The 20,752-nt window shown below is 40.1% G+C and carries 21 protein-coding genes and 1 tRNA gene; 10 read left to right on the top strand and 12 right to left on the bottom strand.

Annotated features, from left to right (window positions below; genetic code table 11):
* Window positions 1-73 precede the first annotated feature (73 nt).
* The gene (locus tag G4420_RS16315; RefSeq protein WP_163325005.1) at window positions 74-499 is read right to left on the bottom strand and encodes a gamma-glutamylcyclotransferase family protein; all 426 of its coding nucleotides are present in this window, start codon (window positions 497-499) and stop codon (window positions 74-76) included.
* Window positions 500-665: 166 nt separating this feature from the next.
* Between G4420_RS16315 and G4420_RS16320 the strand changes: the two genes are divergently transcribed.
* The 8 genes from G4420_RS16320 (at window position 666) to G4420_RS16355 (ending at window position 8,785) form a co-directional block, all read left to right on the top strand.
* Window positions 666-1,073 carry a hypothetical protein gene (locus G4420_RS16320; protein ID WP_163325006.1) on the top strand — a complete coding sequence of 136 codons (408 nt, stop codon included), beginning with the start codon at window positions 666-668 and terminating at the stop codon, window positions 1,071-1,073.
* A gap of 102 nt (window positions 1,074-1,175) precedes the next feature.
* On the top strand, window positions 1,176-4,172 hold the full coding sequence (gene secDF, locus G4420_RS16325) for a protein translocase subunit SecDF (protein ID WP_163325007.1): 2,997 nt from the start codon (window positions 1,176-1,178) through the stop codon (window positions 4,170-4,172).
* A gap of 509 nt (window positions 4,173-4,681) precedes the next feature.
* The gene (locus G4420_RS16330) at window positions 4,682-4,948 is read left to right on the top strand and encodes a twin-arginine translocase TatA/TatE family subunit (protein WP_163325008.1); all 267 of its coding nucleotides are present in this window, start codon (window positions 4,682-4,684) and stop codon (window positions 4,946-4,948) included.
* Window positions 4,949-4,960: 12 nt separating this feature from the next.
* Window positions 4,961-6,016: a calcium/sodium antiporter gene (locus G4420_RS16335; RefSeq protein ID WP_163325009.1), complete on the top strand. Its 1,056-nt coding sequence runs from the start codon at window positions 4,961-4,963 to the stop codon at window positions 6,014-6,016.
* Window positions 6,017-6,025: 9 nt separating this feature from the next.
* Window positions 6,026-6,676, top strand: coding sequence for an ABC transporter ATP-binding protein (locus G4420_RS16340; RefSeq protein ID WP_163325010.1), 651 nt, complete (start codon window positions 6,026-6,028; stop codon window positions 6,674-6,676).
* 123 nt (window positions 6,677-6,799) lie between these two features.
* Window positions 6,800-7,567: a TIGR02757 family protein gene (locus G4420_RS16345; protein ID WP_163325011.1), complete on the top strand. Its 768-nt coding sequence runs from the start codon at window positions 6,800-6,802 to the stop codon at window positions 7,565-7,567.
* Between the two features lie 133 nt (window positions 7,568-7,700).
* Window positions 7,701-8,072 carry a GxxExxY protein gene (locus G4420_RS16350; RefSeq protein WP_163325012.1) on the top strand — a complete coding sequence of 124 codons (372 nt, stop codon included), beginning with the start codon at window positions 7,701-7,703 and terminating at the stop codon, window positions 8,070-8,072.
* Complete coding sequence (locus G4420_RS16355; protein WP_163325013.1) at window positions 8,072-8,785, top strand: tRNA1(Val) (adenine(37)-N6)-methyltransferase; 714 nt, start codon at window positions 8,072-8,074, stop codon at window positions 8,783-8,785. Before G4420_RS16350 ends, G4420_RS16355 begins: the two co-directional genes overlap by 1 nt.
* On the opposite strand, the gene G4420_RS16360 is transcribed toward G4420_RS16355, so the two are convergent.
* Window positions 8,782-9,285 carry a flavodoxin domain-containing protein gene (locus tag G4420_RS16360; RefSeq protein WP_163325014.1) on the bottom strand — a complete coding sequence of 168 codons (504 nt, stop codon included), beginning with the start codon at window positions 9,283-9,285 and terminating at the stop codon, window positions 8,782-8,784. The genes G4420_RS16355 and G4420_RS16360 overlap by 4 nt on opposite strands.
* Window positions 9,286-9,548: 263 nt before the next feature.
* Between G4420_RS16360 and G4420_RS16365 the strand changes: the two genes are divergently transcribed.
* Window positions 9,549-10,229, top strand: a complete 681-nt coding sequence (locus G4420_RS16365; RefSeq protein WP_163325015.1) for an FAD-binding oxidoreductase — start codon at window positions 9,549-9,551, stop codon at window positions 10,227-10,229.
* Between the two features lie 78 nt (window positions 10,230-10,307).
* On the opposite strand, the gene upp is transcribed toward G4420_RS16365, so the two are convergent.
* The 10 genes from upp to tatC form a co-directional block, all read right to left on the bottom strand.
* Window positions 10,308-10,970: a uracil phosphoribosyltransferase gene (upp, locus tag G4420_RS16370; RefSeq protein ID WP_163325016.1), complete on the bottom strand. Its 663-nt coding sequence runs from the start codon at window positions 10,968-10,970 to the stop codon at window positions 10,308-10,310.
* A 10-nt stretch (window positions 10,971-10,980) separates the two neighbouring features.
* Entirely contained in the window at window positions 10,981-12,018 is a 1,038-nt protein-coding gene (locus tag G4420_RS16375) for a hypothetical protein (protein WP_163325017.1), read from the bottom strand.
* A 44-nt stretch (window positions 12,019-12,062) separates the two neighbouring features.
* Entirely contained in the window at window positions 12,063-13,031 is a 969-nt protein-coding gene (locus G4420_RS16380; protein WP_163325018.1) for a polysaccharide deacetylase family protein, read from the bottom strand.
* A 6-nt stretch (window positions 13,032-13,037) separates the two neighbouring features.
* Window positions 13,038-13,955: a hypothetical protein gene (locus tag G4420_RS16385; RefSeq protein ID WP_163325019.1), complete on the bottom strand. Its 918-nt coding sequence runs from the start codon at window positions 13,953-13,955 to the stop codon at window positions 13,038-13,040.
* Between the two features lie 13 nt (window positions 13,956-13,968).
* The gene (locus tag G4420_RS16390) at window positions 13,969-15,294 is read right to left on the bottom strand and encodes a polysaccharide deacetylase family protein (protein ID WP_163325020.1); all 1,326 of its coding nucleotides are present in this window, start codon (window positions 15,292-15,294) and stop codon (window positions 13,969-13,971) included.
* Window positions 15,295-15,305: 11 nt separating this feature from the next.
* A complete protein-coding gene (gene radC, locus G4420_RS16395; protein ID WP_163325021.1) occupies window positions 15,306-16,007 on the bottom strand; it encodes a RadC family protein in 702 nt (233 codons plus the stop codon).
* 147 nt (window positions 16,008-16,154) lie between these two features.
* Window positions 16,155-16,406 (bottom strand): 30S ribosomal protein S20, encoded by a 252-nt coding sequence (gene rpsT / locus G4420_RS16400; RefSeq protein ID WP_163325022.1) that lies wholly within the window; start codon window positions 16,404-16,406, stop codon window positions 16,155-16,157.
* A gap of 31 nt (window positions 16,407-16,437) precedes the next feature.
* Window positions 16,438-16,509: transfer RNA gene (locus G4420_RS16405), tRNA-Glu, on the bottom strand.
* A gap of 199 nt (window positions 16,510-16,708) precedes the next feature.
* A complete protein-coding gene (lptB, locus tag G4420_RS16410) occupies window positions 16,709-17,431 on the bottom strand; it encodes an LPS export ABC transporter ATP-binding protein (RefSeq protein WP_045031676.1) in 723 nt (240 codons plus the stop codon).
* Between the two features lie 32 nt (window positions 17,432-17,463).
* Window positions 17,464-18,312 (bottom strand): twin-arginine translocase subunit TatC, encoded by an 849-nt coding sequence (tatC, locus tag G4420_RS16415; protein ID WP_163325023.1) that lies wholly within the window; start codon window positions 18,310-18,312, stop codon window positions 17,464-17,466.
* Between the two features lie 226 nt (window positions 18,313-18,538).
* Between tatC and recQ the strand changes: the two genes are divergently transcribed.
* Window positions 18,539-20,725 carry a DNA helicase RecQ gene (recQ, locus tag G4420_RS16420; RefSeq protein ID WP_163325024.1) on the top strand — a complete coding sequence of 729 codons (2,187 nt, stop codon included), beginning with the start codon at window positions 18,539-18,541 and terminating at the stop codon, window positions 20,723-20,725.
* Window positions 20,726-20,752: the final 27 nt, after the last annotated feature.

A 20,752-nucleotide genomic window follows, 5' to 3' on the forward strand; every position in this document is an offset into this window, starting at 1 on the left:
GGCCAGTAAAATTAAGGAGTTTTCATTCAACTCAAAGAATGTTGGGCCTATTGTTGAACATATTCTGCAAATATTAGTTTCGTCTGTAATATTCAATTCGTGTTGCCGGAACAATCTCATCGCGATAAAATGCCAGCGATTCTGATTCAAATTGATCTTCGTCCCAGTCAAAGTCTTCCAGAAATTCATTTCCGGCCATCCAAACAAAAGCTATAGCATCAATAATTCCGGAACTTGTTTCAACTTTAACCGGTGCCATCCCATAATCATCCCCTTCGTAGAAAGTCAGCAGGTAAATCGCATTTTCATCGAGGTTAAGTAGAACTTTCCCTTTTACTGTTGAGTTATTTTTTTTGATAATTGCCGGGTAATCGGCCTCTTTTAACGCAAAGCGTGAGTAACCATTTAAAGTTGCTTCTTCCGATTTTAACTTTTCCCCGCACAAACCCTCAGCAATTTCAGGAAATAACAGTGAACCATATACAAATACATTCATCATAAATTGTTGGCGTTAAACCAAATACTTCAAAATAACCGCTGTCGTTTTTGGAAAGCTGGACTATTTCGGTATATTTGCTCCGCTTAAAAATAGGGTGAAAAAACTTGTGTAAAAAGTTTTTTCGGTAACAAATATTTTAAGTAGTTGCAGACGAGAAGTTTAAAGTATGATTTCTAAAATAAAAATAACCAGAAGAATTGTAGTTCGTTTGGCCATGTTTATGGCAATTATTGCGGCTGCCTTGGTTTTGGATAATTATTTTGGGAATAATCCTGAGGAGGTTAAAAAGATTCAGGCTGAATCGCAGGAGCAGAGTAATGAGCAGGGTGCTGTTTACCTGATTGCTCAAACCTCTACAAATACAATAAAAACCTTCGAAGATCGTGTGTATTCAAAGCATACGAAACCTCAGTTGCACGACAAATTCTTACGCAATTATCACTCTATTCGCAATTACCAGGTTTTTAAAGCAGAGCTTGTTAAACAAACCACTCCGCTTATCTCATCCTATCATTACCTGGTTTTTCAAAATCACGTCTTTTCCCCCGAAGAAGACTCCGTAGCTTTATCGTAATTCTTTTATCTGTTTAAAAGAATATCAGGTGCAATGTATACCTGAATGAACTTGAATTCAATCAAATAAAAAATATCAATAAACATTTAAATTCAAATTAAAATGCAAAACAAAGGTGCAATTTTAACATTTGCAATTCTGTTGGCAGCGGTATGTTTTTACCAACTATCATTTACCTGGGTATCGAACAAGGTAAAAGATGATGCCATTGAATATGCACAAGGTGATGAAATGAAAGAGTTTCAATACCTTGATTCAATGAAAAGTGAAGTGGTTTACAACTTCCTTGGATTGAAAAAATTTACGTACAAAGATGTTCAGGAGCTGGAAATAAACCTGGGTCTTGACCTTAAAGGTGGTATGAACGTAACACTTCAGGTTGAAGTGCAGGATATCATCCGTGCGATGTCGAATTACAGCGATGATGAAACATTCAACGCCGCTTTGGCACTGGCAACGAAAAACCAGCAAAACAGTACAAAAGACTACGTAACACTGTTTGGCGAGGCTTTCGAAGAAATTGATCCGAATGCTCGACTGGCTTCAGTTTTCAATACTTTGGAACTTCGCGATCAGGTAAACTTTAACACCAGCAACGCTGATGTATTAAAAATAATCAAAGAGCAAACTGAGGCTGCTATCGCCAATGCTTTTAATATCATCCGTACGCGTATCGACCGTTTTGGTGTAGCGCAACCAAATATTCAAAACCTGCAAACAAGCGGTAGAATTTTGGTTGAATTACCGGGTGTAAAAGATCAGAACCGTGTGCGTAGCCTGTTGCAGGGAACTGCAAACCTTGAGTTCTGGGAAACTTACGAAAACCAGGAAGTTTATCAATACATGCTTCAAGCCAACGAGCGCATTAAAGAAATGCAAGTGCTTGAATCAGAAAAAAGCGGCAAAGAAGCTACTGCTGATACAACAACAGAAACTACTGCTGACGACACTGAAGAGAACTCTTTACTTTCGGAACTGGAAGCCGGTGCAGCCGGTGACACAACAGCAACACCTGATAACTTATCCGCTTTTAAAGAGCAGTATCCACTGTTTGCTATTTTGAATCCAAGTACCGATCAAAATGGTCAGCTATACGGTGGCCCGATTGTAGGTATTGCACATGCAAAAGATACAGCACAGATTAATACATATCTTCATAATGCACAAATCAAAAGTGTATTCCCACGCGATATGATATTTGCGTGGACAGCCAAGTCGATGGATGAAGCTGGTAATTTTTACCGTTTAATTGCATTAAAAGTTACTACCCGCGACGGAAAAGCACCTCTTGATGGTGGTGTAATTACCGATGCTCGTCAGGACTTCGACCAATTTGGTTCAAACCCTGAAGTAGCAATGCAAATGAATGCTGAAGGTGCAAAAGTTTGGCAACGTATGACCAAAGAAAACGTTGGTAAATCAATTGCAATTGTTCTTGATGGTTATGTTCGTTCATTCCCAAATGTAAATGGCGAGATTCCAGGAGGTCGTTCAAGCATCAGCGGTTTGGAAAGTATTGAAGAGGCACAAGACCTTGCAAACGTACTGAAGTCGGGTAAAATGCCGGCTCCTGCACGTATCATTCAGGAAGACATTGTTGGTCCTTCACTGGGTCAGAAAGCAATTAACAGCGGTTTACTTTCATTTGTAATCGCTTTTGCGCTAGTGCTTGTTTACATGTTGTTCTTCTACAGTAAAAATGCAGGTTTGGCTGCAAACGTCGCACTGGTTGCCAACATGTTCTTTATTTTCGGTATTCTTGCTTCGTTAGGTGCAGTACTAACACTGCCTGGTATTGCAGGTATTGTACTTACAATCGGTATGTCGGTTGATGCTAACGTGCTGATTTACGAACGTATTCAGGAAGAAATGCGCGCCGGTAAAGGTGTGAAACTGGCCATTGCCGATGGTTATAAAAATGCTTACTCAGCAATTATCGACGGTCAGGTTACTACATTATTAACCGGTATCGTACTTTACCTGTTTGGTTCAGGTCCGATCAAAGGTTTTGCTACAACGCTGATCATTGGTATTCTTACCTCACTGTTCTCTGCAATTTTCTTAACCCGTTTGATTTTCGAATGGCAATTGAAAAAAGGTGGCCGCATCTTGTTTGCTTCTACAGCAACAGAAGGTTGGTTGCGTAACATGAAAATTAAATTCCTCGAGAAAAGAAAAATGTTCTACGTTATTTCAGGCGTATTCATTGTTCTCTCAATTGGTTCGTTCTTTGTTCGCGGCTTGAATTACGGTATCGACTTTAAAGGTGGTCGTTCGTACATCATCGAATTCCAGAAAGATGTTGAAGTAGGAGAAGTTCGTGCAGCACTGGCCGATGTGTTCGGAACAGCGCCGGAAGTAAAAACTTCAGGGGAAGACATTAAAATTACTACCGACTATAAAATTGACGACCATAGCGAAAACATCGATAACGAAGTTGAAGCGTTGTTAATGAAAGGTTTGCAGGATGCCGACCTGATCGACAAAACAGTATCTCTTGAAGAATTTACTCAGGATTATCAGCAGAGTTCGCAAAAAGTTGGTCCTACTATTTCAGATGATATCCGTAAGGATGCAGCTATTGCAATCGCTTTCTCGCTGATCATTATCTTCCTTTATATTCTGGTTCGTTTCCGCGACTGGCAATATGGTTTGGGAGCAGTTGCTGCATTGGCACACGACTCGTTAATTGTATTGGGTATCTTCTCATTACTATCAGGAGTACTGCCATTCTCCCTGGAGATCGACCAGGCGTTTATCGCGGCTATTCTTACCGTGGTGGGTTATTCGATTAACGACACCGTGGTTGTATTCGACCGTATCAGGGAATATCTGGGCTTGCACCCAAAACGCGACATTGTTGAAAACGTAGATGATGCACTGAACAGCACACTGCGTCGTACCTTTAGTACATCGCTGTCAACTTTTGTGGTATTGTTAGCTATCTTCTTATTCGGAGGAGCTACCATTCGCGGCTTTACGTTTGCCTTGTTGGTGGGTGTGGTTGTAGGTACCTACTCGTCGATATTTATTGCAACACCAATTGCTTACGATACACGTAACCGTGTAGCCAAAGTAGTTGCAAAACGTAAAAAATAATTTGAAGATCGAAGTCAGAAGTCGGAAGACGGAAGACTAAATTTATACAAAGGATGTCATCGCTTAATTGGGGTGACATCCTTTTTTTGTGATTAATGTGTGAGTTTATTTCATTAAAAGCGATTAAACGAGCAAAAAAAGTGTTTATCACTGTCGTTTTGTAAAATCTCTCCGGTGATAACCGACACTTCGTATCGGAGAACATACTTTTTATGGGTGATAAGACCCTTTGGGCAAGTGATAAGGCATCTTTTACGGTTGATAAGCCTTTTCTGGCAGGAGATAAGAGCCGGGAGCCGGGTGATAATTGGCTAAAATGTAGTGATAACAGGAAAATGCGGATGTAATGTTTACATTCTGTAAAGCCATTCATCGGTTTCTGATATGATCTCTGATTGGCTTCAGGTTAGTACATGTCCGATCATCATTTAAACTTGTTAAACTATCTTCCGTCATCGGTCTTCTGACTTCCAACTTTTTATATATTTGTGGTCTAAATCAATTTGACGATGCAGTATTTATTATTTATAAGTGGTGGCGAGATAGTTTTGGTGATGCTGTTGGCATTGTTGTTTTTCGGGTCGAAAGCGATACCTGATATTGCCAAAACACTGGGGAAGGGAATGCGTGAGTTTAAGAAAGCCACAAACGAAATAAAACGCGAACTCGACAACCATACTTCTGATATTCAAAAAGATATTAAAGATGTTACTTCAACCGTAACAAAAGATACCAACGACATTAAAAAAGGTATCACCGATAAGTTGAAGGACTAATTCCAAAAATTAATGTTATTGATTCTACCCTATATTTTGGCTTTGCTGGCTAGCTTCGTTTTGTTGGCCCGCATTGTCGATTTGTTTTTTATATCGTCTTTGGATAAAATTTCGAAAGACCTGCGTTTATCGGACGATGCCGCCGGAGCTACTTTAATGGCCGTTGGGTCGAGCGCTCCCGAGTTATTCGTGGCTTTGTTTGCCGTTATAAAACCCGGCGAACACCAGGCAATTGGTATCGGTAGCATTGTGGGTAGTGCCATTTTTAACCTGCTGGTAATTGTTGGTGCTGCGGTGTATGTAAAAAAGACAAAGCTCACCTGGCAGCCTATGGTTCGCGATTTGTTTTTTTATTCGCTATCGGTAGTATTACTGGTATGGTTTATCTGGGATGGTCGGTTAACATTAAACGAAACCATAATCTTTTTAGGTGTTTACGTTTTATATGTTGTAGCGGTTATTTACTGGAGAAAGTGGTTGCCATACAACGATATGGAAGCTACTGAACTGGAAGATACGCATGGCGAGCACAGTAAGATCAGCCGACCGGTGGATCAACTTTTACGTTTTATTTTCCCGAACGAAAAACATTACTACCGCGTTTTTATTCTTTCAATAGTTTTAATTGCTGCCCTGAGTTATGTTTTGGTAGAAGTTGCGGTTGCTTCGGCGCATATTCTTAACATCCCTGAAGCAATTATTGCATTAACGGTACTCGCTGTCGGAACCTCAATTCCTGATTTGTTTTCATCGGTTATTGTGGCTCGTCAGGGAAGAGGAGATATGGCTGTTAGTAACGCTATAGGATCAAATATTTTTGATATTCTGGTTGGATTGGGATTACCATTTCTTCTTGTAATGATTTTTTCAGGAGGAGTAATCGAATCGGGAGGCGATGTATTTAGCTCAACCCTGATTTTGTCGGGATCAGTCGTCTTGCTGATGCTTCTTTTATTGGTAAAAAAATGGAATGCAGGGAAGTTTACCGGAATAGTGTTGATCGCTGCTTATGTATTATATGTGCTCAATGAAATACTAAAACTTTACGGATTAGGTTTTATCCTATAAATAATTGCATTGATAAGAGCTGAAAACATAACAAAATCGTTCGGAGCACTTGAGGTGCTGAAGGGAATTGACCTGGATATTCCAAAAGGGAAACTGTATTCTATTGTTGGAGCCAGCGGGGCAGGGAAAACCACTTTACTGCAAATTCTCGGGACACTGAGTAAACCTGATAGCGGAGATCTGTTTTTTAACGACACAAAAATTTCAGATCTCAGCGATAATAAGCTGGCAGAATTTCGGAACCGCGAAATTGGTTTTGTATTTCAGTTTCATCATTTGCTGCCCGAGTTTACAGCCTTGGAAAATGTTTGTATTCCTGCCTTTATTGCAAAAACACCAAAAGCAAAAGCCGAAGCCCGCGCAATAAAACTGATCGATTATTTGGGACTGGCCGATCGTATGACACATAAACCATCTGAATTGTCGGGTGGCGAAAAACAACGGGTGGCGATGGCTCGTGCGCTAATAAACAGCCCGTCGGTGGTGATGGCCGATGAACCATCGGGAAACCTCGATTCCACCAACCGCGACGAATTGCACGACCTGCTTTTTAAATTACGCGACGATTTGGGGCAAACTTTTATTATTGTTACGCACGATGATCATTTTGCCGAACAATCCGACCGGATCATCCACATCAAAGACGGAATTATCGAGTGAAAAAAGTCGCCAGTGAGCAGTCGCAGTATCCAGTTGAGCGAAGCGAATTGAAAATCGGCCACAGCCAAATCCCGACCGAAAGCGTCGGGGGATCCAGTATCAATCTTCTCATAAAATTGAAGAATGGAGAAAATAGCTGATCTAAAAGATTTCCTCGACGAAAAAGTTGAAAAGTACAATCAACCCGAATTTATTGAAACCGACCCGATTCAGGTTCCCAAGCAGTTTGCCGAAAAAGAAAATATTGAGGTTGCCGGTTTTCTGGCAGCAACCATTGCCTGGGGAAACCGGGCGGCTATTATAAAAAATGCCTTGCGTTTAATGGCTTTGCTCGAGAATCAACCACACGACTTTGTGTTAAACGCCTCGGAAAAGGAGCTTGAACGGCTGCAAAAATTTGTACACCGCACTTTTAATGGCGACGATTGTATTTATTTTATTCGATCATTACGAAATATATACAAAAATTACGGGGGCTTACAAACGGTTTTCGAAGACGGTTATAAAAACGAACAATCTGTAAAAGCGGCCTTGGCACGCTTCCATTCTGTATTTTTCGAAACGGAAGGCGAACGAACACGCAAACATATTTCGAATGTTACCAAAGGGGCGTCGGCCAAACGCCTGAATATGTATTTGCGCTGGATGTGTCGTAACGATAAATCGGGAGTGGATTTTGGTTTATGGAAAGGAATTCCGCAATCGGCCTTGATGTTACCGCTTGATGTGCACACCGGAAATGTGGGACGTAAGCTAGGGCTGCTACAACGAAAATCCAACGACTGTAAAGCGGTGGAAGAAATTACCAGCACTTTGCGTGAATTCGATCCGGACGACCCGATTAAATATGATTTTGCCTTGTTTGGATTGGGTGTTTTCGAAAAATTTTAACCTTTGTATCTTTATTACACAGAGAACTCGAAGGAGGCTCAGAGATTCACAAAGTAAAATAAACTTTGTGGTTCTTTGTGTGGTCTTGGTGAATCTTTGTGTAACTTTATTTTTTCACCAAAACACGAAGGAGATGGATACAAATGAATTATCTAGTTTAATTATTGGTAAAGCTATTGAAGTTCATAAGGCACTTGGTCCGGGCCTCCTGGAGTCCACTTACAAGGAATGTCTTTCTTATGAGTTGACAGCATTAGGTTTGAATGTTGAGAAGGAAAAGCCACTACCTATTATTTATAAAGATATAAAACTAGATCATGGTTATCGGATCGATCTGTTAGTAGAAAACAAAATTGTAATTGAGCTAAAAGCAGTTGAAACATTTACAGATGTTCATTTTGCACAGGTACTTACCTATTTGAAGGTTGGGGATTTTAAGCTAGGATTGTTGTTGAATTTTAATGTGCTGCGGTTAAAAGATGGCATTAAGCGATTTATAATGTAATGGGCAGAAACAATTATTTCCAGTTCAAACAATTCCGTATCGAACAACAACGTTCGGCAATGAAGGTGGGGATCGATGGGATTCTGCTGGGTGCGTGGGCCAATGTTCGCAGTTGCAGTACTATTCTTGATATTGGTACCGGAACCGGATTAATTGCCCTGATGCTGGCACAGCGCTCGCAAGCCCAAATCACTGCCATCGAAATTGAAAAAAATGCTGCCGAAGAAGCTGCTGAAAATGTGGCTGCATCGCCCTGGAAAGATAGGGTAGAAGTAGCGAATGTTTCGTTACAAAAGTTTGCAGCCGAAACTGCTCAGCAATTCGATTTAATTGTATCAAATCCTCCTTTTTTCCAGAATGTGTTAAAAGCTGGTAACGAAAGCCGTTCGCTGGCACGGCATACCGATAGTTTATCTTACGAAACGCTATTACAGTGTACTTCGCAGTTGTTATCGGACGAGGGGCGATGTGCATTTATCTTGCCCGAACCGGCAGTAAAGGAAATAGAAAAGTTGGCACAGCAACACCATCTCTATTTAAAGCGAATTACAATGATAGCTCCCAATGAGAATAAACCGGCGAACCGGGTTTTAATGGAGATGAGTAAGAAGGAAACAGCGACCGTAACCGAGCACCTTACAATTTATAATAATGACGGATCGTGGAACGAAAAATTTAAAATGTTAACGCGCGATTATTACCTGAACTTCTAAACAAAAAACATAAAAGGATTAAAAATCTGGTTCATTTGCTGCGAGAAACGTTTGATGGCATCGTGGTTAAGGTGCGAAACACTGTTTTCTACCTTCGACACTTTTTTTACGATAAGTTTCTGAAAGAAATTCATTTTATTAAAATCGAACTCTCCGCCCAGGCATGCTGTTGCTTTGGCACTTAGTAACAACCCTTCGGGGAAAGCGTCGTGTAACTGAATTTCCGCTTTTTCGCCTTCCTCCATACAACAAATAAACAAGCCGAGTTCTTTGTTTTTCAGCGTTTCATAATGTTCGTTGCAAAACTCTTTAATTTTTTTCTGAATCTGGCCCGCATGAATGGAGCCGCCAACAATTATCCGGTCAAAGGAAGAAAGGTCATTAACCGCTTCTTTTTTTAGGTTAATCAATAAAACTTCGCCTCCCAAAAACTGTTTTAGTTCGGTAGCTGTTTTTTCGGTACATCCATGTGTGGTGCAGTAGGTGATTAATGTTTTCATTGGTTTCTTATTGTTTGTTTTCAATGGTATAAGATTTGACTCGTCCCGATTAATCGGGACTCCTTTCATTTTTTCTGCTTACTTGGTTTTTAAGAAATTGAAATCGATATTCGAAAATTTCTATCCAAAATTATGGCACACTATTGAACATTCGTGTTAATAATCGGTTAATTCTCTAAAACTATCGGTGAAATAGAATACCAAAAAGTCTTTAAATCAATAATTGCACATATTTTTGTGTCGAAGAAAAAATTAGATACATCATGACAATTGATATGAAACCAGAAGTACAGCTTGATACAAATTATTATAAGGTTGTTGGAATCAGGAAATTAACAGAACACACTTTTGTGTTGTCTTTACCAAAAAGTCGCTTCGAATTTGTTGCCGGACAACATGTGTCCCTGTCGATTACAGGCGACTATCAAAGCCGCGAATACTCGATTTACAGTGCCGAAAAAGGGGAAAACCTGGAGGTGTTGGTAAAAGAAGTTGAAGGTGGTTACTTCTCACCAAAACTAAAGCACCTGAAAGTTGGCGACATGGTAGAAGTACACGGCCCTTTCGGAAAATTTGGTTTGGATGTGAAAAATAAAGATACACACAAGCATATTTTTATTGCCAGCGGAACAGGAATTGCACCGTTTCATAGCATGGTAAAAAGTAATCCGGGTTTGAATTACCAGTTAATTCACGGAGTTCGTTATGCCGAGGAAGGCTACGAGCAGGAAGATTACAATAAAGAAAATTACACACTTTGCACATCGCGCGATAAAAGCGGCGATTTTAACGGCAGGGTGACCGATTACCTGAAAAAGACAGATTTTGATAAAAATACCTCCTTTTACCTGTGCGGAAACAGCGATATGATCTTCGACTCGATGGAGATTTTGAGCGACAAAGGATTTGGAAGAGAGAATATTACCGTTGAGGTATATTTTTAAGATAGAATTACTAAGAATAGTTTGAGAGAGTTTTTCAAGAAATGCCAGTCCTGTAAAGGGCTGGCATTCTTGTTTATTCTATTTTGAATCGATTTTTTCGCCAAATGCCAAATCTCCGGCATCGCCAAGTCCCGGGACGATGTATGATTTTGGAGTCATTTCAGGATCAACAGCACCAAGCCATAAAGTCACATTTTTGTCTTTTATAGCATTTTGCACATATTCAACACCTTCTTCGCTGGCAATAATCGCCACCAGGTGAATATGAGCCGGTTTTCCTTTGCTGAATAATGCTTCGTATCCAATTTCCATCGATTTTCCCGAGGCCAGCATCGGATCTGAAAGTATAACCACTTTATCGTCAAGCGAAGGCGAGGCCATGTATTCAAATTCAATTTCAAAGCCCCCCCCTTCGGTGTATTTTCTGAAGGCTGAAATAAAACAGTTTTCTGCCCGGTCGAAAATACGCAGCAGACCATTGTGCATGGCTAACCCGGCACGTAAAATAGTTGCTAAAACCGGTTGTTGGCATAATTTCGGAACTTTTGCAACGCCCAGTGGAGTTATAACGTCATTCACTTCAAACTGCATTTCTTTGCTTATTTCGTATGCAAAAATTTCACCAATACGGTTAAGGTTATCGCGAAAACGAAGTGGGTCGGTTTGAATGCCTGTATCCCGAATTTCTGCCAGATACTGATCTAAAATGGAGTGGGTGTTGCCTAAAACTCGAACGTTCATAATTTTTTTTTTAGGTGAAGAAGAGATCTCCGTCACCATCCTGAAATGTATGTTGCTTTTTATTTGATACCTGAAAAGTACTGTATATTTTTTGCCCGTATCTTTTCGCGTACAAAAATGGGAATTTTCTGCTTAAAAGCTGGTCTGTCAGCTCCTTTTTATAAATAGTTATGTACTCAATTTTATTACTAAGGCAATATTTTTTTAAAAAGGCGGAAATTTCTTTTGTGCAATCTTCGGGGAGGTTAAAATAAAGCGTTTTTAAATGTCCTTCACGTACCGAGAAAATAAAAAGGCCCAGCAGTTTATTGGCTCTATTCACTTTTACAGTTCTGTAGTAAAAATTTCCCGAAAAAGATGAAAAAGGGTAGCGGGAGCTTTCATCATTTTTTTGCTGTGTCAGCCAGGGATACTCAAAAATCCATTTTAATTCGGCTTCTCTCCGCTTGAAAACACTGGTAGCCGGGTTGGATTTTATAAACTGATAACAGGCTTCATCCGGTTTTTCAATTTCTGAGAATAAAACCGTAGAGTTTGTCTTTGACTTATAGAAGAAGCCGGATACATTAACGATTAGCTCAATAAAAAAATCGGTTATTTTGAATAGAACTGCAGCAACTGGATTTATTCTGGCCTGAAAAATTTTGGTTGTTTTTGCATACAAATACAAACGCGCTCCTTCAAACTGGTGAATCGTGTGAAACAGTCCGGTTTTTAAATACAGTTTTTCCGAATTGGGAGCATAATTGGTGAATACCAGTTTTTTGTTCCAGTCGTTATATGCTTCGCGCAGAAGTTGTTCGGAATAACCTAAGCGGCGGTGTTGTTCGTGTACCCAGTTTCCGCTGCACCACCCAAAACGAATCAGTTGATCTTCAGAAATGAGCGTGTCGGCAAAAATGCTTCGGAAAGCCACCAACTTGTCAGCAATAAAACCAAGATAAAGTACAATGTCATCGGGTAGTGCATGTGGATTGGCTAGATACGATTGGGCGCGAATTGTAGAAATGGGAATCACTTCGTAGTTCTGAAATTCTTTGCTTTTCACAAATTTTTCAAGCTCGTTGAGTCGTATTTTTTTTACCTGGAAAGTCAATGTTTTACTGTTACTTTGCCAATTGTTTTGCGGAGTTTAAAATAAAGAAATTCCGCTTTTACATTCAATTCAAAATCACCCGGTTGTTCAGCCGGGTAGCGTTGAAAATGTTTGGAGATTTCATCGTATTTAACTCCGGCAGTTCCAAAACTAATATCGCATATTTCGCTGTCATGTATTTTTTTTATCAGATTAGTTGAAACGCCATCATCGGTATACGGAAATGAAAAAGCTTTTACATTTGGATTTATAGTCTCTTCTACCCATTTCATACATTTTTTGACTTGCTTCAGTTGTTTTTTCTCCGAAATCTTCCGGAATTCGGGGTGTTTGTGACTGTGCCCACCAATGGAAAAACCTTTGTCGTGCAACTCTTTAATTTGGGTGGTAGTCATGTACGGCTTTTGTGTTTCAAGAAACGATTGAAAATCGATTTCAATTAACTCTGCTGCATGATCAAGTATTTCTCGTTTTGAGTATGGAGTTTGCAATAATGCTTTTAGTGGAATGCCGTTTTCGTGCAGGTAATTTTCCACTTCTGCATCAGGTTGCGTGCGCATTTCATTGGTAATTAAACTGGCTTTGTACCGATGAAAAAGTTCTTTGTTGTCGACAAAACCACTATTCACAAAAAAAGTAGCCGGTATTCCTTTCTGTAAAAGAATAGGTGCAATTATTTCGGCACACTCTTTCAGCCCGTCATCAAAACTTAAATGAAAACTGTTGGATTTGTTTGGCTTTGTTAGCTCATCAAGCGAAATCGGATTAAAATATTTTAAGTAGAAATCAAGTTCCTGCTTAAACTGTTTTTCATCAATTACCGGGTAATTTAAAATGTGTGGTAAAGGTTTGTTGCTAACGGTGTGGTAAAAGGGCAAAAAAGGAGGCGTTATTGCTGTCAGAAGTTTTTGGGTTGAAAACAGCGGACTCAGTTTTTTACTTACCAAACGCGGGAAATTCCTCATTGCCAATTATCGTTTTAGCCACCTAAGCAGCAAAGGTAAACGATTATATTTAAGTTGAAAGTAGGTTTCGGGTCTTGCTCCAAAACCTGCGTAAAAGCGCACAACTCCCGGAATCATAGATCCTTCAAAATCCAACAGCAGATTTTTTCCGGCATTGTCTTCAATAAAACGGTTGACCAGATAATACATCGCTCCCGTGTTTTTGCCTTCTTCGTTTGAGGCTGCATTAAAATAGATAACGCGGTCTTTCCAGCGGCAGAAATAAACAGCCGCACAAAGTTCATTTCCCGGAGTGTATACGCCATATATTTTTCCAAAGCCTTTGTATTCGCCAAAAGCGATAAGGCTTTTTAGTTTGGCGACAGCCGACAGATCAACTCCGGCAGGTAGATTTTTCGATTTAAATTCGAGGTAATCTTCAAACCGGATACCTTCAATAATCGAAAGATCCTGTTTTTGGGCTTTGGCAATATTTCGTTTTGTATTGTTTGAGTAGCCGGAAATGATCGATTTAAAATCTTTTGTTAGCGAAAGCAGGTAATTTTTACGTTCGAAAAAAATATCACCGTCATTTTCTCCGGGAATATTTACAGCATTAAGTTGCATATCGACGTATTTAAAACGGTTTTTTATGGCAGTAATAAATGTTTCAAAAATCGCCTTCGATGGAGGAGGGAAGATTCCAAGCTGCTGCGAAAAATGTGGTTGATAAAGGTATTTTATGCCCAGTTTGCTTCGAAAGGGCAGCGGCATTATATATTCGTAATCGCCATAAACCAGGGCATCCCACTCAATGGCAGTTCTGTCGAGGTGCCAATCGTAGGCATAAATTCTGCAATTTAACGCACCATCAATGCATTGATTCCATTTCCCGGAATCGATTTGCGTATGTTTTATATAGTGAATCTTTTTTACGCTGCTCATTTAAATATGCCGGCTACTCATTCGCCCATTCAAAACCCAGTTTGTTCATCTGTTCAAACACTTCTCTGAAACCTTTCCATGTTCCCAAATCGTTAACGGTTTCGTTGTGCCAGACACTTACAAATGTACCGCCAACATTTTTAACTTCCTGCATAATCTTCTTTATTTCTTCAAAAGCCTTTTCCGGAGACAGCTGAAGATAGTAGCGCAACGTTCCGTCCATAATGTTGAAAGGAATGATTTTCAGGTTTGTTACCGTTTCATGTTTAAGGTCGTAGAAACAATATGGCGTACAAATACCACCTCTGAAACCCGATTGGGCAGAATAACCCAGTGTGTAGTCTTCTTCAATTCCGGCTTTTATCAGGCGGGTGTATGTTTTGGGAAATTTGAGTCGTAAATAGTGTTGTCGACTTTTGGAAACACTTCGGCCAATAATTTCTTCCAGGCGTTGTTTTTCCAATTTTACTTTCTTTTTGCCACCTTTTTTCTTGCTACTGCCAAACGACGGATGAATACCAACGTCGTATTTTTCGGCCGTCCGTTTAATCAGTTCCCGGTATTCTTTGTTGGTGTGGGCAATGTTCTTGTCGTAACGTCCGTAATCGCCCAATAGGAAGAAAAATTTTACTTTGTCCTCGTTTCCTGCAAAAACATTGTCGAGGTAATTGTAGGTGTCGTACGGATCGGATTCTTCACCGTCTAAAACCCGTTTACGTTTTATGGTCTCTTGCCGGTTGCCTTTTATCAGCGACTTTGCCCAGGCCGCTGTTGTGCGCAAAAAACCTTTGTTTTGGTAGGCGTAAGCATTGTCGACATCGATGGTGGAGATAAACTTAAATTTCGATTCGATGTAATTGAATTCCGGGTATGTCTCTTTCAGCAATGTGCCCAACAGCTTTGCCCAGATATTTACAACGGGCTTTTGCATTAGATTATATTTCGATAAAATGCTGTTCTGGTATGGATAACGCCCCAGTTTGTCACGGTTTTTATCGACGTATTCTTCGTGGCGGGTAACCAAATAAAACGAAGCAGCAAAGGGATCGAAAGGCAGGTCAGAGTCTTTGGATGTTTCGCAGAAATATTTTTCACCCTCGTACCAAACCGAATTTATGGTAGGTTTAATAAGTGCATTCTGAAAAATAAGTTTATGTGGTTTGATGTAAAATTCATCGCCAAATTTTTCGTACGAATAGTTGATCTTTGGGATTTCCGACTTTCGAAATTCCGCAGAATTCTGAGTAAACGCGATTTCCGTTTGCAAAATGTTCGCGAAGATCAGTTTTGCAATGTACTCAATCCGTGGGTTAACTTCGTCGGAATAAAAAAGTATCATTTTCGTTCGGTTTATTCGTTTAACATTCCTTCGTCGGCTAAACTCAGGTAGTTGCTCTGGCCAATAATAATATGGTCGAGCACCGTTATATCCATAATTTCAGCCGCGCTTTTAATTTTACGGGTAATATTCAGATCTGCATTTGATGCCTGCATAGTCCCTGAAGGATGGTTGTGGCAGAGAATAATGGCACTGGCCATTTTGTCCAGCGCATTTTTTAATATCAGTCGCACATCGATTACAGTTCCTGAAATTCCGCCCTGGCTCACCATAAACGAGTCGATTATCCGGTTGCCGCGGTTAAGCAGCAGAATCCAGAATTCTTCGTGATTCAGATCGCCAAGCATGGGCTGAAAATATTCAGCTGCGTCTTTACTGCCGCTAATTTGCTTTTTATTGAATACATCAGCTTCTTTCCGGCGTTTACCCAGCTCCAGTGCTGCTGCAATGGTAACGGCTTTTGCTTCGCCAATTCCCTGAAATCGGGTAAGGAAATCAATGCCTTTACGGCCCAGTTCGTTTAAGTTATTGTCGGCTGATGCTAAAATGCGCCTGGAGAGTTCTACGGCTGTTTCTTCAATATTGCCCGAGCCAATCAATATGGCAACGAGTTCGGCATCGGTTAGCGATCGTGGTCCTTTGTTTAGTAACTTTTCGCGCGGACGATCTTCTACAGCCCAGTCTTTTATATTTAGTTTTTTGTATTCTCCCATTTGTCCCGGAGTTCTATCCTAAAATTAATTATAATTAGTTATTTCGGAAATACTAAATTATAGTTACAGAACATACGGGATTATAAAACACAAAAAAACCTCCCCGATACTCGGAGAGGTTTTCTATATAATGTGGTTTTTCTCTTCTTACAACGAATTAACCTGAATAGTTAATTTCGATTTTAAGTTTGCAGCTTTGTTTTTATGAATGATATTGCGTTTCGCTAATTTATCAATCATAGCAACAACTGAAGGATACATTTTATCTGCCTCAGCTTTATCAGTAGCATTACGTAAAGCTTTAATTGCATTACGTGTAGTTTTTGCGTAGTACTTGTTGTGTACTCTCTTTTTTTCGTCTTGACGAATTCTTTTTAATGCTGACTTATGATGTGCCATTTTCTTTCTTTCTCTCTTTTTTAAAAATTAGTAGCCCGTAGGGGATTCGAACCCCTGCTACCAGGATGAAAACCTGGCGTCCTAACCCCTAGACGAACGGGCCTTCCTATTTAACTCCCTTAATTTTGGGACTGCAAAAATACATCATTTTTGTAATCGACCAAATTTTTTCAGGATTTTTTTCTCAGCCAAAATCGGTTTGCTTTTCGTTTAAAGCGCCGTTTTTATTTTAGCGCTGCAAAGGAAAGAAACATTTTTTAATCTGCAAACAAAAAAATAAAAAAAATGTAAAAATGTTTTTCCTAACGTAATTCGAAGTTCTGACCGAGGTAAACACGGCGCACATCCTCATCGGCAGCCAACTCATCAGCTGTTCCGGCTTTAAGGATATTTCCTTCAAACAGGAGATAGGAGCGGTCTGTAATACGCAGTGTTTCGTGTACATTGTGGTCGGTAATCAACACGCCAATGTTTTTTTCTTTCAGCTGCATTACAATTTGCTGAATGTCTTCCACCGCAATCGGGTCAACCCCGGCAAAGGGCTCATCAAGCAAGATAAATTTCGGGTCGATGGCCAGTGCCCGTGCAATTTCTGTGCGGCGTCGCTCACCCCCCGAAAGCTGAATACCTTTACTCTTTCGAATGTGCTGTAAACTGAATTCATCAAGCAATGTTTCCAGTTTTTCTTTCTGGTACTCTTTCGAATAATCAGTCATTTCCAGAACAGCCCTGATGTTGTCTTCAATGCTTAATTTCCTGAAAACAGATGCTTCCTGAGCCAGATAGCCAATGCCTCGCTGGGCTCTTTTGTAAACCGGAAGTTTTGTTATCTCCTTTTCGTCGAGAAATATTTTTCCTGAAAATGGTTGAATCAATCCAACAATCATATAAAATGATGTGGTTTTTCCGGCTCCGTTTGGACCTAATAATCCCACAATTTCGCCTTGCTCAACCTGAAAACTAACTCCTTTTACTACGGTTCTTTTTCGGTATTTTTTAACGATATTTTCTGCTCGAAGAATCATAATGGTTCAAATAACGTCAATTTTTGACGGAATTACATGGCCTCCATTGCTTTTTCACGATTTTTAACTACACGACGCGAAATAACAATACCAATTTCGTAAAGGAAAACCAAAGGGAAACAAACCATAATCTGGCTAAAAATATCGGGAGGTGTAATAATTGCCGATAGTAGCAGCATTACCACATAAGCATGTCGACGATACGTTTTCATAAATTCCGGCGTAAGGAGTCCTACTTTGCTCAAAAAGTAAGAGAAAATAGGAAGCAGGAAAACAACTCCACCCGCCAATGAGATGGATGTTACCGATCCAATATATGAACGAAGATTAATTGTATTTTCAACTTCGCTACTTACCTGGTAAGTACCTAAAAAGTGAATAGATAAAGGCACAATTAAGAAGTAGCCAAACAGTACGCCCATTAAAAATAAAATGGAGGTAAAGAACACGGCACCACCAGCATGTTTCCGTTCATTATCGTACAATGCGGGTTTTATAAATCGCCAGAATTCGTAGAAAACAACAGGCGAAGCTATAATTAATCCGGCAATTATCGATACCATAATATGCGTAGAAAACTGCCCTGCAATTTTTATACTTTGCATTTTTAATGGTACCTGGTTAATTTTTAATGCCTCCGATCCTACCATGTCTCCCAGCTTGGCCAACATGCGGTTGGTCCAAAAATCGGGCATTCTCGGACTGAGGATAACCACATCGAAAATAAATGATTTCATAACAAATGCGACGATGGCAAAAAGAACTATGGCCGCTGATGACCGGATAATATGCCAACGAAGTATCTCCAGGTGTTCAAGAAAGGACATTTCCCCCTTGGAACTTTCTTCTCCTTGTTTTTTTGTAGTACGTTCTTCGCTCATGAATTCTGGTTGTCAAAAAAAAACTTCACAAATGTACACGAATTTTTCGCATTTAAAATCTCAAATATTACTTATATATTGCACGGCCTAAACTTTTCACATAATGTTAGTCTCTATTAAATACATCAATTTTTAAAGTATAAAATTTATTAAATTGTATTGCCATTTTGCTTACTTTTAATAATTTAGAATTTACTTATGCTACAGATATTGGGAGATAGGACATATGAGTGAAAAAGTTGTATTAGCAGAAGAGTTGCAGCGTTTTTTTGGTTTCGACCGTTTTAAAGGGCAACAGGAAGAGGCGATTAAAAGTGTGATGGACGGAAAAGACACCTTTGTGTTGATGCCAACAGGAGGAGGGAAGTCTTTAATTTATCAGTTGCCGGCGTTAATTCTTGATGGCACGGCCATTGTGATTTCTCCTCTAATTGCGCTGATGAAAAACCAGGTAGATGCAATGCGAGGTACGCATGCCGAAGACAGTGTTGCTCATTTCTTAAATTCATCGCTGTCGAAAGCAGCCATAACACAGGTTAAAGAAGATGTGTTGGACGGAAAAACAAAACTGCTTTATGTTGCTCCTGAGTCGTTGACAAAAGAAGAGAACATTGAATTCCTTAAACAAATAAAGATATCGTTTTACGCCATTGATGAGGCGCATTGTATTTCGGAGTGGGGGCACGATTTCAGACCGGAGTACAGGCGAATAAAGCCGATTGTTGAAGAAATCGGGAAGTCGCCAATTGTTGCATTAACTGCAACGGCAACGGCAAAGGTTCAGCACGATATTCAAAAAAACCTTGGCATTTTGGATGCTCGAGTTTTTAAAGCATCATTTAATCGCGAGAATCTCTATTACGAGGTGAGGCCAAAGGTGAAAACCGAAACGCAGATCATTAAATTCATAAAACAAAACGAAGGCAAATCAGGCATTATATATTGTTTAAGCCGAAAGAAAGTTGAAGAGCTGGCCGAAACCTTAGTGGTGAACGGAGTTAAAGCACTTGCTTATCATGCCGGTATGGATGCCACTACCCGCTCGGGAAATCAGGATAAATTTCTGATGGAAGAAGTGGATGTAATTGTGGCTACCATTGCTTTTGGTATGGGCATCGATAAACCTGATGTGCGTTTTGTGATTCACTACGATATTCCCAAAAGTCTGGAAGGATATTACCAGGAAACCGGACGTGCCGGCCGTGATGGTGGCGAAGGACAATGCATTACTTTTTACAGTTATAAAGACATTCAGAAACTGGAGAAATTTATGCACGGGAAACCGGTTGCCGAGCAGGAGATCGGGAAACAACTTTTATTGGATACCGTATCATATGCCGAGTCGGCCATTTGCCGCCGCATAATATTGTTGCATTATTTTGGCGAGCACTACAGAACTGATAATTGTGGAAACTGCGATAACTGCTTGAACCCGAAGGAGCAGATTGAAGCAAAAGATGAAATCGTTACCGCCCTGAAAGCCATTCTTGAAGTAAATGAAAAATACAAAGGCGACCATATTGCCAACATCCTGATTGGGAACAGTACGGCTGCTATAAAATCGTTTAAACATTACACGCTAAAATCGTTTGGTACAGGAAAAGAACACGACGAGCGTTTTTGGAATGCCGTGTTCCGCCAGTCGATGGTAGCCGGAATCATCAACAAGGATATTGAAAATTATGGGCTGCTGAAAGTCACTGAAAAAGGACACGAGTTTCTGGAGAAACCGCATAGTTTTATGTTGGTGAAAAACCACGAGTACGAAGAAGAGGATGATTCGCCAGGTGCAGGAGGCGCTCCATCAGGAGGTGCAAGTGGCGATCCTCAGTTGTTTGCCATGTTAAAAGACCTGCGGAAAAAGATTGCCAAAAAACACAATCTGCCACCGTTTGTAATTTTTCAGGATCCGTCGTTGGCCGACATGTCTATTCAATACCCGGTAACTACAGAGGAGTTGCAAAATATTCAGGGAGTTGGGCAGGGGAAAGCCCGCCGGTATGGAAAAGAGTTTTTGGCGCTGATAAAATCGTATGTGGAAGAAAATGAGATTGAACGCCCGGAAGATTTGGTGGTGCGCACCGTAGCCAACAAATCGAAAATGAAGGTGTTCATTATTCAGAGCATCGACCGCAAATTGTCGTTTGAAGATATTGCCGACTCCAAAGGGATTGAAGTGAGCGACGTGATTGGCGAAGTGGAGGCTATTGTAAATTCCGGGACTAAATTAAATATCGATTACTACATTGATGATGTGATTGACGAAGATCATCAGGAGGATATTTTTGAATATTTCCGCGAGGCAGAAACCGACTCCATTGAGGATGCTCTGGAAGAATTAGGCGAAGAAGAATACTCGGAAGATGACATTCGTTTAATGCGTGTGAAGTTCTTCTCCGACCTTGGTAACTAATCCTTGTTATTGATTTTCAACTTTTTT

Origin of the sequence: Draconibacterium mangrovi (assembly GCF_010586825.1) — a bacterium.
Lineage (GTDB): Bacteria > Bacteroidota > Bacteroidia > Bacteroidales > Prolixibacteraceae > Draconibacterium > Draconibacterium mangrovi.